At 51.9% G+C, this 14,776-nt stretch carries 16 protein-coding genes and 1 pseudogene; 12 read left to right on the top strand and 5 right to left on the bottom strand.

What is annotated here, in order from left to right; genetic code table 11:
• Positions 1-131 precede the first annotated feature (131 nt).
• The 7 genes from AAEZ03_RS17535 (at position 132) to AAEZ03_RS17505 (ending at position 8,409) form a co-directional block, all read left to right on the top strand.
• Positions 132-1,364 (top strand): tyrosine-type recombinase/integrase, encoded by a 1,233-nt coding sequence (locus tag AAEZ03_RS17535; RefSeq protein WP_279923731.1) that lies wholly within the window; start codon positions 132-134, stop codon positions 1,362-1,364.
• Positions 1,361-3,736, top strand: a complete 2,376-nt coding sequence (locus AAEZ03_RS17530; RefSeq protein ID WP_105753627.1) for a tyrosine-type recombinase/integrase — start codon at positions 1,361-1,363, stop codon at positions 3,734-3,736. Before AAEZ03_RS17535 ends, AAEZ03_RS17530 begins: the two co-directional genes overlap by 4 nt.
• Entirely contained in the window at positions 3,736-5,829 is a 2,094-nt protein-coding gene (locus AAEZ03_RS17525) for a tyrosine-type recombinase/integrase (protein ID WP_105753628.1), read from the top strand. The genes AAEZ03_RS17530 and AAEZ03_RS17525 overlap by 1 nt, the downstream gene beginning before the upstream one ends.
• Before the next feature lies 1 nt (position 5,830).
• On the top strand, positions 5,831-6,343 hold the full coding sequence (locus AAEZ03_RS17520) for a hypothetical protein (RefSeq protein ID WP_105753629.1): 513 nt from the start codon (positions 5,831-5,833) through the stop codon (positions 6,341-6,343).
• Positions 6,340-7,173 (top strand): thymidylate synthase, encoded by an 834-nt coding sequence (locus tag AAEZ03_RS17515; RefSeq protein ID WP_106115691.1) that lies wholly within the window; start codon positions 6,340-6,342, stop codon positions 7,171-7,173. The genes AAEZ03_RS17520 and AAEZ03_RS17515 overlap by 4 nt, the downstream gene beginning before the upstream one ends.
• Before the next feature lie 205 nt (positions 7,174-7,378).
• Positions 7,379-7,975: a hypothetical protein gene (locus AAEZ03_RS17510; RefSeq protein ID WP_232251858.1), complete on the top strand. Its 597-nt coding sequence runs from the start codon at positions 7,379-7,381 to the stop codon at positions 7,973-7,975.
• Positions 7,975-8,409, top strand: coding sequence for a hypothetical protein (locus tag AAEZ03_RS17505; protein ID WP_106115692.1), 435 nt, complete (start codon positions 7,975-7,977; stop codon positions 8,407-8,409). The genes AAEZ03_RS17510 and AAEZ03_RS17505 overlap by 1 nt, the downstream gene beginning before the upstream one ends.
• A 15-nt stretch (positions 8,410-8,424) precedes the next feature.
• Here AAEZ03_RS17505 and AAEZ03_RS17500 read toward each other — a convergent pair whose 3' ends face one another.
• The 3 genes from AAEZ03_RS17500 to AAEZ03_RS17490 all read right to left on the bottom strand — a co-directional run bounded on the left by AAEZ03_RS17500 (position 8,425) and on the right by AAEZ03_RS17490 (position 9,907).
• Positions 8,425-8,631, bottom strand: coding sequence for a hypothetical protein (locus AAEZ03_RS17500; RefSeq protein ID WP_106115693.1), 207 nt, complete (start codon positions 8,629-8,631; stop codon positions 8,425-8,427).
• Positions 8,632-8,644: 13 nt separating this feature from the next.
• Complete coding sequence (locus tag AAEZ03_RS17495; RefSeq protein ID WP_106115694.1) at positions 8,645-9,052, bottom strand: hypothetical protein; 408 nt, start codon at positions 9,050-9,052, stop codon at positions 8,645-8,647.
• Positions 9,053-9,298: 246 nt separating this feature from the next.
• On the bottom strand, positions 9,299-9,907 hold the full coding sequence (locus AAEZ03_RS17490) for a hypothetical protein (RefSeq protein WP_146118199.1): 609 nt from the start codon (positions 9,905-9,907) through the stop codon (positions 9,299-9,301).
• Between the two features lie 330 nt (positions 9,908-10,237).
• Between AAEZ03_RS17490 and AAEZ03_RS17485 the strand changes: the two genes are divergently transcribed.
• Both AAEZ03_RS17485 and AAEZ03_RS17480 read left to right on the top strand, forming a co-directional pair.
• Positions 10,238-10,705, top strand: coding sequence for a helix-turn-helix domain-containing protein (locus AAEZ03_RS17485; RefSeq protein WP_106115695.1), 468 nt, complete (start codon positions 10,238-10,240; stop codon positions 10,703-10,705).
• An 81-nt stretch (positions 10,706-10,786) separates the two neighbouring features.
• Positions 10,787-10,921: pseudogene (locus AAEZ03_RS17480) on the top strand (histidine phosphatase family protein); the annotation flags it as partial.
• Between the two features lie 84 nt (positions 10,922-11,005).
• On the opposite strand, the gene AAEZ03_RS17475 reads toward AAEZ03_RS17480, so the two are convergent.
• Positions 11,006-11,632, bottom strand: a complete 627-nt coding sequence (locus AAEZ03_RS17475; protein ID WP_232251859.1) for a hypothetical protein — start codon at positions 11,630-11,632, stop codon at positions 11,006-11,008.
• Positions 11,633-11,949: 317 nt separating this feature from the next.
• Between AAEZ03_RS17475 and AAEZ03_RS17470 the strand changes: the two genes are divergently transcribed.
• Together AAEZ03_RS17470 and AAEZ03_RS17465 are read left to right on the top strand one after the other, a co-directional pair.
• Positions 11,950-12,741: a DUF4238 domain-containing protein gene (locus AAEZ03_RS17470; protein ID WP_106115696.1), complete on the top strand. Its 792-nt coding sequence runs from the start codon at positions 11,950-11,952 to the stop codon at positions 12,739-12,741.
• Positions 12,671-13,669, top strand: coding sequence for a DUF6602 domain-containing protein (locus tag AAEZ03_RS17465; RefSeq protein ID WP_178110585.1), 999 nt, complete (start codon positions 12,671-12,673; stop codon positions 13,667-13,669). The genes AAEZ03_RS17470 and AAEZ03_RS17465 overlap by 71 nt, the downstream gene beginning before the upstream one ends.
• 57 nt (positions 13,670-13,726) lie before the next feature.
• Here AAEZ03_RS17465 and AAEZ03_RS17460 read toward each other — a convergent pair whose 3' ends face one another.
• Positions 13,727-14,182, bottom strand: a complete 456-nt coding sequence (locus tag AAEZ03_RS17460; RefSeq protein ID WP_106115712.1) for a helix-turn-helix transcriptional regulator — start codon at positions 14,180-14,182, stop codon at positions 13,727-13,729.
• A gap of 159 nt (positions 14,183-14,341) precedes the next feature.
• Between AAEZ03_RS17460 and AAEZ03_RS17455 the strand changes: the two genes are divergently transcribed.
• Positions 14,342-14,737, top strand: coding sequence for a DUF6957 family protein (locus AAEZ03_RS17455; protein ID WP_106115697.1), 396 nt, complete (start codon positions 14,342-14,344; stop codon positions 14,735-14,737).
• The last annotated feature ends 39 nt before the right edge of the window (positions 14,738-14,776 follow it).

Here is a 14,776-nt window from a genome sequence, read left to right as displayed (position 1 = left end):
TATCGGACGTAGGAAAAAGCGCACAGTACGTGTTCCTAGCCTAAAAAATTTGTCTTTCATGCGACTTCATCTTGACCTTGACAAGCTGCACATTCTGCATAGGATGGGCGGCCTTCAAAAAGGGGTAGTCGGTGAAGGTTGTAGTCAAAGAGAAGCAGTTGCTCGACCTGGGTGGGTCGATGCTCAACGAGGATGGGCCTACAGTGGCAGACCAGGTGTCTGTGACTGCGGTGGGGCTGTTCGATTCAGAAGAGAGGTTAGTCCCGCTTGTAAGCGAGTACCTGACCTACGCAGTACGCAGTGCCAACCTAGCGGCCCTGTCCGCCGAGACGTACGGGCGTAACATTGGTTACCTTCTCGAGCACATGAAAGGCACGCCTACTTTCAAAAGCTCGTCCTATGACGAAATACTTCTTGCCGTAAGTAAGCACAACATTCAGCGCTACTATTCCCACTTGCGCGAAGTTGATAGTTTGACCTCAACTACTATCCGTAACAGGGATGCTTGTTATATGGCCCTGTTCAACGATTTCTTGTGTGTTGCAGGTAAACAACGATCTGCTGTGCGGGAGGACAATCCTTATGCCGGTGGATTTCTTTCGCCGCCTCCGAAGAAAGATTTGGTATATCCCTGTTCCATGCGGGAGCTCAAAGCGCTTATTGAGTATGCCAGTAGCGAGAGGGAGCGTTGCCTAATCCAAACTATCTTTGATGTGGGCTTGCGTCGAAGTGAAGTTGGTAGGGTCACCCTAGGGGCCGTGAATAAGGCTTTGGGGTTCGCTCAAGCTAACTTTGTTCCAGATGACGCACTTGATTGGGTGCATCCTGATTATTGCCCGCTGTATATTGATGGAAGCAAGGGGCGTGGTAAGGAGTTCAAACCGCGATACTCAATCGTGAGTCGAGCTGTGCTCGAGCGTATTAAGCGTTACCACGCTTCTCCTTTATTCAAGAAGCACGCTCGCCGTTACGAAAGTGCGGATGTAACTCCCTGCTTCTTCAATTCAGAGGGACGACCTTTCAATCCTGACGCTATTAGCAAACTGCTTGAGCGACTTTCTAAGCGTGCCGTTAAGAGCAAGCGACTTGAGCGTATGGTCTCGCCACATAAGCTTCGTCATGGCCATGCGTATGCGATTTTGATTAGCCCAGACTTTGGCGATAACTACCTCGACAAACTTCTAATGGCGCAGAAATCCCTCGGCCACGAAGACGCATCCACGACAGGGATTTATACCAGGTTGCCACAGGATATTTTTCATCTGGTTTGCCCGAACACGGGAGAAGTTTCGACCAAGGCAAAAAGCATGGCGGATCTTGCTGCGCAGACGACATTGAAGATCAGGTTGGGAGATAAGAAATGAATATTTCAGTACGTGCAGTTGAAAGTGGCAAGATCATCAGGTGGCTTAGAGAGCTGGAAGAAAATCCGCTCAATTACTACCAAGTCGAGCTCGCCGACGATTCCAGTGGGAAGTACGCTCCACTCATGCTGAGTGAGTCCTATATTGCTAGTAAGGATCTCGATCCATCAATCGAGATGTTCGAGCTTGCAGAGCAGAAACTCATCCTTAACATGCTCATTGATGGTGTTATTCACCAGGGAGAAACCGCTGCTGGCTGCAACTGGCGTTTGAAGTTGTTGGGCTGGTACAAGTCTCTTTCCCAAGAAGAAAAGCTCGAGTTGCCCATTTACGGCAACAAACTTAGTCTCACAAAGGCTGTTGAGCCGATTGTGGGGCTTGAGTCGATCAAGCATGGCTTCAGTCAGTATGAAGGCGTCCGTCTTGCGTACGATGAAATCAATCTGGATCTTCAATTCCTGGGCGTGGCCTCAACGGATTACATGACCGTTAAGGAACGAATTGAGTCCAAGGAAGAGTTTGTGCCGCAGGAGAGTGCTCTTGTGGATTTCAAACGCCTCAAAATGCTTGATTTCGCTACCTTGGACGACCTCGAGAAATCTTCTGAAGATAGGCCATTCAACGATCTGAAACATGCGTTTGCGACCGCTTCTCTGGGGACTACCAGCGACTCAGGAGCTAGCAATTACCATGAGGGGTTTAGATGGTTCACCAAGCTCCTTGTTGGGCGTGGCTTCAGGGGAATGGAGCCGCTGACTGAGTTTCTTGATCCATTTATCCTCCCTCTGTTTCGCTCGTACCTTGAGCGGCAGATTGTTGCGGGTGACCTTTCTCCAGTCTCCGCCAATACCTTGATTAGCGCCGCCCGGATCACCTTGACGACCATTAAAAACATCAAAGGTTACACGGGATCAGATTTCATCAACTGCCAAGGATTCGATGCTGACCGCGTCACTGATCAGTACCGTCCCTATTCGAGCGCCGAGCGTGTTCGTATTTCTGAGAGCGTTGAAGAGGATATCCTGCACTACAACACCCTTTCTCAGCCGTATCAGAAGAGCGGCATTGGTGAGGATCCTCTCTGCAAGGATGGGCGCTTGAAGCCAGGCCTCAACACCCTCGACAGTGCTCGTTGGATTTTTGAGAACAAGCTGAGCTGTTCTCATGCTGGCTACGATCAGAAGGATAGTGACGATCCTTATGTTTTAGGTTTTCTTCGACTCGTTAAGCGTTCTGGCGTCAGCCTGCGGGAGGTGGTGGAAGGTTGGGGTGCTCACTACCGAATCGATTCGACCGTTATTGCTCCGTATGCCATTAAGCTCGCCCAAGTCACCGGGTTGAACGCTGACTCAATCAAGCTTCTTGATGTGGATGATTATGAGCCTAGGCACCCGCTTACCGGTCGCCCCTGCCTGAGGTACTGGAAAGAGCGCTCCGAGGGTGGAAAGGTGATGCACCTTGATATTTTTGAGGCTGATATCACCTGGCTTACCACTGCTCAATCCAGGGCTGTTGCCAAAGTGTTTGAAGACGTTAAAGCACTGACAGCTTCGCTGCGCGAGTCTGCTCCCGAGGCCGTGCGCGACAAGCTATTCATCTGGCAGTCCAGTGCGCGGATCAGCTTTCTTGAGATCAAATCTTTTGCAACTGCGAAGGACGGGGCCTTGGGGGTAGTCTTCGCAGCATATTCTAAGCGTAAAGCCCTACTGGACAGCTCTGGTCAGCCGTTGAGCCTTTCGCCTTCCCGGCTGCGCCCTAGCTTCATCAGCGAACTGGTGGAGCGGGACGTACCCGTCCGCGAGATCCAGCTGATTTTGGGCCACAAACATATCGAGACTACCCTAGCCTACCTGGATCGTATGGACTTCAACCACATCGCACGCTCCAAACTGGATGTGGCGCTCAGGGAACTCCATGAGTCGGCAGCCGAGGCGTTTGATCAGGGCCCGAACAAGGATGCTGAGGCCAACCTGATCGACGTCGTGAATCTCGATGGGCCTCAGGTAGTTTTCAAAACGCCGCTGGCGAGCTGTCGTAATATTTTCAACCCGCCAGAGTTCATCAAAAAACTGAGTACCTATGTACCTGGTAGCCCATGTGCGCTGTACAACATGTGCCTAGGATGTGAGAACGTTTTGCTCACTGCGTCTAGTTTGCCGGAGCTGTTCGCGATGGAGCGGGACTACCTTAAGCTTATGGAGGTATCTCGGATCATGGACACACCCTATGGCCGCGTAGTGCGCGAAAACTTGGCTCTGTTGGATGGCATCCTCAACTCAAACTCTGATTTTACTCCTAAGGAATTGGCCGAAGGCCGTCGTCTTTCCGAGTTTGTAGATACAACTGTGCTGGTTGATGGGGTGGGGATGTGATGATGGAACAAACGAATTTCTCCACCCTGTTAACGTTTTCGAAGTTTCGCTTTAGCTTGTCTTTGCTACAGGGAGCGGCTATTGCTTCTGAAGAAGAGAGCGAGCAGCAGGAAGCCTTGGCTTTTCTGGCCTATCTCAATGCCTTGCAGGTATCTGAACTCTCTGAATTCCTGGACGGGGTCTGGGACTTCAATGCGGATTACCCAAATGCATCCCGTTATATTCGTGGATCCAAGCTTCGGATTGATTTTACGAAGTACCCCAACATTCCAGAGTTGGCGATCCTTGAGCTTAAAGCTGCGTTCATGATCATTCTCAAGGCGCTGAGTGGAGTTCCAGCGGAGGGTCAATCCGTCAGTGCAAACAAGAAACCGCCAAAGCCCAATTCGTTGATCACTGACTATGAGTGCGGGCTTCGGTTTTTGGATAAGGTTTATTCCGTCGCTGCTATTGAACTTGGAAAAGAGCACGTTGATCGTGAGCTGATCTCAATTCAATGTTTATCTGCGCATTTTTATGCAGCAGCTGCGGAGGATTTTGATTATGTATACGATGGGAACACTGAAAAGCTTTTCAAGCTACTAAAGTCAGGCTATCTGCAAGCGAACGTGTTCGGTGCAAACCTACCACTCGTGGACTTTACCAAGTTAAAGTGGAAAGTCCTTGGTGGTAAACATCGCCCTGCAAAGGATGCTGAAAAAAAGTCCCAAGTATTACCAAACACCGTCTTCGAAATTTCATCTCAAATGGCCTCGCTATCCATTGTCGACTTTTTGGATGCTATGGGTGAGAACGTAATTGATACTGCCAGCCTCAAACGCCGCAACGCAAAAGATTATTTTCCTGCGCAAATGAATGGGTTGAACCCGCTGAAATTTAACCTGTATGTCTATAATCGGCTGGTGAATAAGGGCTTCTCGAAGGAGGAAGCCTCTAGGTTATTGGACAGTGATGTCATGGGTTCAAGCAACCTGTTCTCGATGAATGCTAACTATGCGGTTAGGCAATATGCAAAAATCACCGGCTCGCCATTTAATGATGAATTCAGGTTGTATATGAATTTCGTCAACTATTCGTGCCTCTACATTATTGGCCAGTACACAGGGATGCGTCCGTCTGAATATGCAGAGCTGCTCGCTAGTTCTAGCCTTCGCCCTGATGGCCGCTACTGGGTGTTGGCAAGCAATGTGAGCAAGCACCAGGACAATCTTGTTGAGTTGTTTGATGATTTTTGGCTCGCCATCCCCATTGTTCGTGATGCTGTTCGGGTGTGTCAGTTAATCAGTAAATACAAGAACAACGACTATATCTTTTCGAATGTGGATACGGTCGCTTTTGGGGAGCAAGGGAAGCCATTTTCTGCCGGCGCAACCAAGCTCACACTGGAAAAATTTTTCGAGCGTATCTTGCCGCCGGAGACTTTTGAGGAGCTTGACTTCAACGCCTACATGATGCGCCATACCTTGGCTTATCAGCTTTATCGTGCCGACTTGGGTCTGCCGTTTATCTCTCACCAGCTTAAGCACTTCGGTGAGATCGTAGGTGTGGGGCATTCAGATCGCGGGTTTAGTAAGACCACCCTGCTCTATGGCGAGATTGCCGACCGAATATCCAAGGGTGGTGGTGCCCGGAAGACGAAAGGTAGGTCGCTTCGTCAGGATGCGGAAATTGAAAGCATTCAACAGCGCTTCGACCCTGACGGCAGCTACGCAGGCGTGAATGCTGAGGCCCATAGGGAAAGCCTCAGGAAGGTTTTCCGAGGTTACATGGCCTCTGGGCACACCAAGGACGATATTTTTGAGGCTATGCTCGACCAGCACATTGCGGTTATCAACGTGGGCTCTGGCTTCTGTTATGGTGGCGGCGCGGATGAGTTCGACAGTTCCCTACCTTGCATTGGCGGGCTTCGTTGTAACCCTAACCGTTGCCAGAATGCCATCGTCAGCAAGGCCAACGCGCCGGCTTGGCGAGACGTTTATTACCAGAACAAGGCGATGCTCGGCAATCCAGCGTATGCACACACACATGCGCAGAACAAAGCCGCGATGGAGGAAGCTTATGGCGTCCTTCAGTTGCTGGAAGAGGAGCTCTGAGATGTCTGATCCACGGGCATTCGATCAGAAGAATAAAGAAGATTTTGATCAGTACACAGAGTTGTTGGCCGAAGCGCTTCTTAATATCGCAGCGGACGACTCTATGAAGGCGACTGTTGCTGAGCTTAGCCGTATGACTGGTATGCATCGCAATACTATCCGCATGCGTGTTTGGCCTTTGGAGCGCCTTGAAATTATCAAGGAGAATCGCCGAATCGAATTTTTGCGCAAGAAGGTCTCAAACAAGAAGCCAGTTGATCCTCTTGTAGTGCTTACTGATAAGTTGGAAGCTGCTAGGGTCGAGGTTCTTCACTGGTTTACGGAGGCTAAAATAGCTGACGATGCTGCTCAGACTAATGAGCAGAAGTATCAAGATATGATTGGTTCAAGAGATACCTATAAAAGCCTTTTGGCTGATGCCAACAAGCGGCTCTTGGACTCTCAAAAAGAAATTGATAAACTCAAGCAAGTGATCAGTATCCTGGAAGCAGCCCAGGCGGAGAAAATTGCATGAAAAGCTATCTGGACTTACTGACTGATGTTCTTGAGAATGGTGCGGTCAAAGGTGACCGAACCGGCACCGGTACTATTAGTGTCTTTGGGAGGCAGTATCGACACGACCTGTCGAAAGGCTTTCCTTTGCTTACAACGAAGAAGTTGCACTTTAAAAGTATTGTTAATGAGCTTATTTGGTTTCTTGGCGGCGATACTAACGTTAAATGGCTCAATGAGAATGGCGTTAAGATTTGGAACGAGTGGGCCACCGAAGAAGGTGGCCTCGGGCCAGTCTACGGCAAGCAGTGGACTGCTTGGCCAACCAAGGATGGCGGGACGATCAATCAGATCGACTACGTCGTTAATGCCCTGAAGACCAACCCGAATAGTCGGCGAATCCTGTTCCATGGTTGGAACGTGGAATACCTGCCGGACGAGAAGGTGAGCCCTCAGGAAAATGCCCGTCAAGGCAAGATGGCGCTGCCTCCGTGCCACCTGCTTTATCAATTCTATGTCGTGGATAATAAGCTGTCAGCGCACCTGTTCATTCGGTCGTCAGATAGCTTCTTGGGGCTCCCATACAACACGGCATCCCTGGCGTGCCTGACGCACATGCTCGCCCAACAGTGCGACCTCGACGTTGGTGAGATCGTAATTTCGCTCAGCGATGTCCATATCTATTCCAACCACATGGAGCAAGTGAAGACTCAGATCGCACGTGCGCCACGTCAGTTGCCTGAGCTGAAGTTGCTTCGTAAGCCAGCATCCATCTACGACTACAAGTTCGAAGACTTCGAGGTGGTGGGCTACGATCCGCACCCGCATATCTCTGCACCTGTATCAGTCTGATCTTCAGCGACACCCAGTGAAATGACCGGCCTCATGGCCGGTTTTTTTACGCCCGCTCGATGAGATATCCCCGGTGCTCGATGCCTGGAGGCTGATCCCGGATCAACTCTGATGGAGAGCCTCGCCGACCTACGGTTCCTCAATATGGCTGGCTGTAAAGCCTGACTTTTGTGGTGGCGAGTGAAGTCCATTCGGAGGTTGCCGTATGATCGCAGTAACTACAGCCGCAACCTCTCCCGAGGATAATGCCTTGAAGCTCCTCACAGGACTCTGGAACCTTATCAATCCCGACCGCCGTTCGGAGTCGGAGAAAACGCGAGAGCGTGACTTCATCGCTGCTGCGAACAGCCTCAAAACCCTCAAGGTGACGCCCGAAGGCGGCATGTCCATCGACCCTCAAGAGTTTCGCGAACAGATAATCACAGCACGCGAAGAGCTGAAACATCTGGTTCACAAGCCAGGAGCTCCTAACGCGCCGTTGAAGGTAATCACCGACTTCGAGGTGGCACAGGAGTCGGATCCGTTTGTAGAGCCTCGACAGGGCGTCCTGGACTGTATTGAGGTGGTTGCCTGGCGTCGGTTACCCAGCGGTGCAGCTGTACGCTACACGTGCCTGAAGTGCGTGAGCACAAGTCGATTCGTTGTCGCGGCAACTAGCCTGTTCTCTGGGGGGACTGAAAGTCTTCCGCCTTGGGTTGACGGCAATATAAACAGGCAAGTCGCTAGCGCCTTCCAGAACACAGAGTTCCACTGGTACGCGACTGTGGGTGAGGCGATGGATGCCTGGGACGCAGCGCTTTGATGTCCCTACAAAACAGAAAGGCTCGTCCGGTTCCGCTTGAGCAGTACGAAGATTACGGTGACATCCCGCCAGAGGGAATGGATCTAGAAGAGGTGGAACTCATCTGGTGGACAGTCGCGCCTAGGCTGAGCAAAAAGGAACTACGAAAACGGCTGAAAATCGTCGCTGACGGCTATCGTGATGCCGGTCGCTTCCGGTACGCGGCAGTTTCAGATGCTCAAGGGCGCGGTCGTTACCCTCGGGGCGTCATCAACGTTCTTAAGCAGGTGCTGAAGCCACGTGGGTTGATGCCTCTGGACACGGCTGATGATGTCCTTTATGTCCAGGTTGAGATCTGGCATCTGTGCATCTCAAAAGCACTTGAATGGTGCCCCCCGAATGCACTTCCTAGAAAGCTTCGCGGTATAAAGGTTGAGGCTGATCTGGGGTTGTAAGCGGCGTAGTTCGGCTCACTGGCAATAAGGCCCCCACGTAGGTGGGTTTTCGACGATATCGATTGAGGTGCTGAGCTCGTACTGCATGTGTTCGAAGACTCTATCGAGACTTGGATGCGCTTTAGACTTTCGCAATGCGCTCACTAGCTCCAGCAGCTCCCGTCCCTGGGCCACCGGCATCTGAATGTCGCAATACACAGTGTCATCGTCGTCTTGTGCCATGCCTGTAGCCCCCTCAATCTATTACAGGTTTGTTTCTCACGGCTCTATGCTGCTCCAGGTGCCGCATCTCTGCTTCCCACCTAGCCAGGAATTTATCCCAGTCCGTGGCGTAAGGCCCTTCGACCACCCGTGTCGAACCGATGCTCGCCTGCTGGAAACGCTCCCTCCATGGCTGAGGAATGGTTATTTCCAAGACGATATCGATGCCGCAGTTGTGATGCTGCACCGGGACAGAGGCACGAACTTCATTGAGTTCGAGTGACTCACCCATTGTAGGCGTGCCGCTTCGCTGCTGGTCGTCGAGGTCATCAAGGATGGCTAAGGCGTCAGCTGCCTCGGGGTCACCTGGAAGGAATCTGGCAATCTCCCATAGCGCTCTCCGCCTAGTGCGCTCAAGCTTTCGGAGTTCATCGTGGGTCATTTCAGTCTCTTTCAGGTCGGTTGAAGCTGGGCTGCGGTAGTGGCGTGCCGCCGCTGGCGGAGGGCTGTCGTGAACCGAACCGTGGCAAGCCACGTTTCGGCCCTACGGGCTTTCATCCTCACGCCTTCAGCCGTGCCGGCTTGCGCGCTCCGCTCGCACCCACTACTGGCGCTGCAGATGGGGTGGAGGGCAAACCAACGCGTCCTTGAAGCACATACAAGGGGCACCTATGCGCCACATGCTGCATTATTTATGGAGTTTACTGAATCGCTCAATGACGACACTTGGCGCAGTAGCAGGCCACGCTTCGAGATTCCCAGTTTTACGTATGAAATTCACGGCGCAACTCAAGAAGAACAGGACAGGAAGCATCGCAACGAGCAAAGCCAAGTCGTGTATATGTCCGAATGCTTCGGGAATATTATCGGCTTTAGCGGCCATCGGCATGATGGCTACAGCCCAGGTGAGAATATAAGTAAGTGCATAAGCGAGGATTGCACCGAAGGCCATCATTCCCGGCACAGTGAAGCGGAGTTTTGTTACGGACTTGATACTGCCGCCAGCTGGCTTAATCGCGTAAATTATCCCTTTGTTCTTCACTTTATCCTTTGACTTTTTGAAGATGCCATAAAACTCCCAGTGCCGTCCTTTCTCAATCTCCTCGAAAAGGGAAATAGGGACGATTATGTTAGGAATTACGACGCCGTCAATCTTCATAATAACTTCAATATCGTCACTGTTTTGCTTGAAGACACGAATATCTTCAAGGTTCCCAGACATTTTTAGACAATCTACAAACATATTTTCTAAATCTCCTATTAGAAAAATTACTCCGTGCATTACTGCAGGCAACATGAATGCGCAGGGCACTCAGAGTCGCCTAAATCACATCGGGCTTTTGCTGTCGGTGCTGAAACACTCAGGAAACACAGCTCCGAGTCTTAGTTCATCCAACTCGCCTATCGCTTCCGCTCCTTAGTCTTCGATGTGAACAGAGGCGTCGTTCTGTCTCCGCGCCCACAAACACTAAAGCCCTCCTGTGCTCCACCCCCATCAGGCAAACCCGACCTAGCAGTGCCCGAGCAGAGACATGCAATTTGGTTGTGCGCCACGATAATATCAGTATGCTCTGTTTATCGGAATGCACATCGCATGGCTCTATCCTCGCTTTTGAGGATCCGACTCATGCATCTGAAAGAAGCGCTGGCAGGGGCATTGCGCGGAGCTCGAGCCCACCAGGGGCTGAACTACGACGAACTGGCAGGGGCAACCCATAGGACGTATGTCGGTATGCTAGAGCAGGCACGAGCGAATCCGACGCTGGAGAAGCTCGATGAAATCGCTGACCACCTCGGTCTCGATCTGCTGACCATGGTCACCCTAGCCATAGCGGCCCAAGGTGAGGAACTCCCTTCGGAGGTTTTGCAACGTACTGCCTTGCAAATCAGGGAATTCGAGATGTCCGGAGGGTGGCAGTTGGTAGAGGAGCAATTCAGTGATGGAAAGCTCATCAAGCGCTCCCAGGGTAAGCCTAAGCAGCCGCTTAATGCGGATTACATTCGAGCCTTGAAAGCGCAAGGTTTCGACAGGAAAACAATCGCTGAAAAGCTCGGCATTGCCAGAAGCACAGTCCAAAAATATTGGAATACATAAGTCTGCAGAACATCAGCGATCCCTTCTCGAGGCTGCGGTGTATTCTTAGGCGAGGGTAGACACTGGGCAGGCATCTAGTTGATGAAGCACGTCAGGCTGATCCGTCACGCAGAAAGTGCCGCAAACGCTGGTGAAGCTAGTCTGGATCACGCGACCACTCCTCTAACGCCGAAGGGAGATGAACAAGCGCACCTTGTGGCACGTTCCTTCACCTACGTCAGTCCCTGAGGAACCTCAAGTGGAGGTAAATCGACGCGTAGCAGGCAGAGCTTATCCGTCCGGGCATCACGCCTCGCGTGATTAGTCGCCAGGTTGACCTTGCTCCATCTCTCCAATCCAGCTGTACGTACCGTTTAGCCAAACGAACACACTGTTGAGTACCTCACGCAAGTGGCGGATATTGATGTGGGTAACATCCGGGAGGTGGTCTTTACCACTGTTGGTCGTCGCGTACCGAAATGCCATCGAGTCTGGGTCAACGTCGTCCAACTGACGAATGAACTCGTGAACAGCAGTAGCGTTGGCGTCTGAGCGCTCTAGACCCAAGTCCTTGAGCAGATGACGCAATTCCGACCACAGAGGCATCAACGGATGCTTGTCGTAGTTCTTGGGCTCTTTGCCTGTCAGAGCGCGAGCACTCTTTAGCATCAGCTTGAACTGCAGCTCCAGGGAGTGGCGGTATAGAAAGAGCAAAGGGTAAATGCCGCTATCCAAAGGCACCTGACGATTTGCCATAGCCTCTACGAGACCGTCAGCGGCATCTTTGTATGCAAAAGCATAGAGGTCGGCGCGAAAGTGAGACCAGTTCAGCATCGCGTTGTACTGCCAATCCTCACCCTGGATAAACAGCTTCTGGCCGGAGAAGTCTGCCGGCCACTGGATGTCCTCTAGCTGCGGGTCGAGCATCGGTAGCGATTCGTCATCCATATCATCTCCTCACGTTGGCCAGTCCATGGTTTAGAACTTTACGAATCCGCGTTGGCTACCGGCAACCAATAAATTGCTTTTGCCTACCGATACGCAGCAATCCTGCCGAGGGCCCGCTCGAGCGTCCAATCGCGGCTTCGTCCTGCTCACGACCTAACTGTCGTCGAAACCGGTGTAGTCTGGGAGGCAGCTGAATCCAAGTGATTGGAGATGCCGCTGGTCGGGTTTTATCTGGGAGTTTACTTCATACCGTTGTCATAATGCCCCGCCATGAGTGCTCGCGGCTAAAGCCTGCATAAAGACATGAGGATGACGTCGTGACCTACGAACCTACTCAGAAGGGCAATCCCCATCGCCTTACTGTCAAGCAGCACACATTCCCCAAAACAAGCATTGCCCGTTTCGCTGGGCAGAAAGGCAACGTTGAGCTGTTCCTCAAATCCCTAGACAGGGTCATCCAGGCGAAGCCGTCTAATGAGATTTTCTGTGCTGAAAGGGCTTGGGATCAGCAGGCGGAATCGGGTTTCATGAAAAAGGTCGAAGACGACTTTCAGGCTCTTGCTGGTCGGATTCTTGATGATGACCTAGTGTCGTTCAAAGAGGCCGACTTAACAGTCATCAATGAGTTCTATTGTCTGTGGAATATTCGCGCAATTCACAAGCAGGACAGGGTTGAGGATCAGTCCATTTACATGGAGAATTTTCTCGGACTGTCACGTGTGTACACCAAGGATGAGCAAGAGCAGCTGGAAAAAGAAGGCATCAGCACCATCCAAGGCGACTTCAAGATAGCCGGCAGATTCTTGGCTAGTCCGAGTATCAGGCTGCATGTAGCCCAAGCAGCGAAGGCTATGGGAGACTCAAACTGGAATATCCTGCGTGCCATGGAGGGGGAGTTCATCGTGCCGGACAATGCTAAGCGTATGTCAATGTTGCCCCTCAGTCCTACGGCATGCCTGTGGTACGGGCCTACTAAGCCTGTTGCCGCCGTTGAGCTGCTGTCCATTGGGGAGGTGGCGTGGATCAACGAAGCTGCTATTGAAGCCAGTACAGACTATTTCTTTGCTCGTGATCTTTCCCGGTGCCCTGTTGGTGCTGCATTCGGATAGGTTAGCCACGGCGGGATCGCATACAGACGCAAGGCACATCGATATTCCTGCTTCGGATTGCCCCCTGAGCGAGTTTCAGGACGTACTGAGCCGCGCCGGAGTGTCGTTTCATGATTGGTATTCCAGACGCTTCCAGCGCGACCACAGGATGTTTTCCGTTTTGAGCAAATACTTCGATCATTTGACCCAGCAGCTCCACAGCAAGATTCAGCAAGCAAAGGTCTACATCACCAAACACAACCCCACGACCGGCGCCTTGGCTGAAGCGGTGCTGCGAGAATTCCTCCAGGAGCACCTACCTCGCGGGGTAAGTGTTGAGGAGGGCTTCATCATCAGCCCCGATGGTTGGCTGTCAAAGCAGTGCGACATCATCATTTACGATTCGCACCGATTCGCGCCTTTTTACCGAGCGGGCCAGTTGGTCGTCGTCCCCACTGAGGCCGTGCTTGCGGTGATCGAGGTGAAAACCTCAATCAACAAGAAAGGGTTTAACGATGTGATCAGATATTTCCAATCATTCGAGGCTTTCAGCTGGAAGTTTCGCACCTACCTTTTCATGTTCAACGCGCCTACATTGGGTAGGATCAACGCATGGTTCCATTCCTATCCGCATCCAGGACATCACAAAGAATTCGACCATGACACTTATCAGGTGTTGCCGGATGAAATCATCGGTCTTGACTCCTCGTACCAACTGAGGAAGGAATACGTCATTCACGATAGGGACGGCGCAGGGTACATGTCGTATTTCTACCTGGATCAGCAAGGAACTGCGATCAGCGCTCTAGAGCTATTTTTCCTGTCGGTCAACGGTGTCGTTGAAGCCCATCTTCAAGCGCACACATCGAAGAAGCTGACGCCGAGAGAGCAGTATCATCCTCACCGGGCTTTGACCAGTATCTCAGCCATCGACCTGTTTCCGATGTGACCAAGCCGAGCGTAAATACCCTCAGCCTAAGCCACGTAGCAGGCGCTAATCTTGTGGCTAACCATCTACGTGCCACAGTCGCCCAACGGTGCTTGTCGGCAACCCCAGCTTCCGGGAAACCTCCATTTGGGTAAGCCCCGCCGCTCTCAGCTCGCGAATCGCCTTGAGCTTTTCTTCCGCAGTAATCTTTCTGGGTGGAGTGAGCTTTTGAGGTTCGTCAGGAAGCACCTCGTCTAAAACCCCCAGCTTTTCCAATTCTGCGAGCGTGTCCTTCAAGGCCGCGCGTGCAGTCTTGCCATCATGGGCGGCAGCCACAAGCGTGAGAAACGACAGTGGTGTTACACCCAGTGCCTGAGCTAGATCGGCGCTAAGGTCGACGCTGGCTGACACCGTCGATGCCTCCAAGCGGCTGATGTGACCCTGATCGGTTTGGGTTTGGAGGTCTGCTTGCGATAAGCCCCGCCTAATTCTTAGCCACTGCAACGTTGCTGCGTATGCCTTGCGCAAAGACATCCAGGCAGTCCTCTTCAAAAAGAAGACGGTATGCCGGGTTTGATCGTTCCCACTCAAATGTATATAGTCATTGTCGTGGGAATTCTCGATTTGCCATGGGGGGGCTACCCCCCGTGACTCGCTCTGAATTCTTCTCATCGCCATGAGGATCATCAATTTATGGGAAATTATCCTGAGCACGAACTGCTGCAGGATGGCCAGGCTTCCTCAGCTGGCACGTCGCTGTCGCCTGCCGAGATAGAGGCATTAGTGGCTGAGCGCTTTCCCCGCAAGGCGTACTGCACAGTCGAAGATTGGCTCATCCTCCACGTGGACGAACCTGCTGAGTCGCTTGCCCGAGTTCGTGCAACAGGCCTTGAGCCGATGTTCATGTACTCGCATTGCGTCATCTACGACGGGCACGGACGGTTCCCACCTGGAGGGTGGGTGCGCTCGACCCTATGCAAATCATTCGATGGTGTTTGCCTGTTCGAGACGCGAAACACGATCTATGTGCTGGTGGGTCAGGGACGCGAGATGAAGGCCTCGCTGAAGACAATATTCGGCTTATGTTAATTGCAGGTGCGCTGAGCGGGCCTGCTTCAAACGAGATAC

The sequence above is a fragment of the Pseudomonas sp. HY2-MNA-CIBAN-0224 genome, from assembly GCF_040310285.1.
Taxonomy (GTDB): Bacteria; Pseudomonadota; Gammaproteobacteria; order Pseudomonadales; family Pseudomonadaceae; genus Aquipseudomonas; species Aquipseudomonas helleri.
The sequence above is the reverse complement of the archived record's forward strand: the minus strand, read 5'-3'. Positions and strand labels throughout refer to the sequence as shown.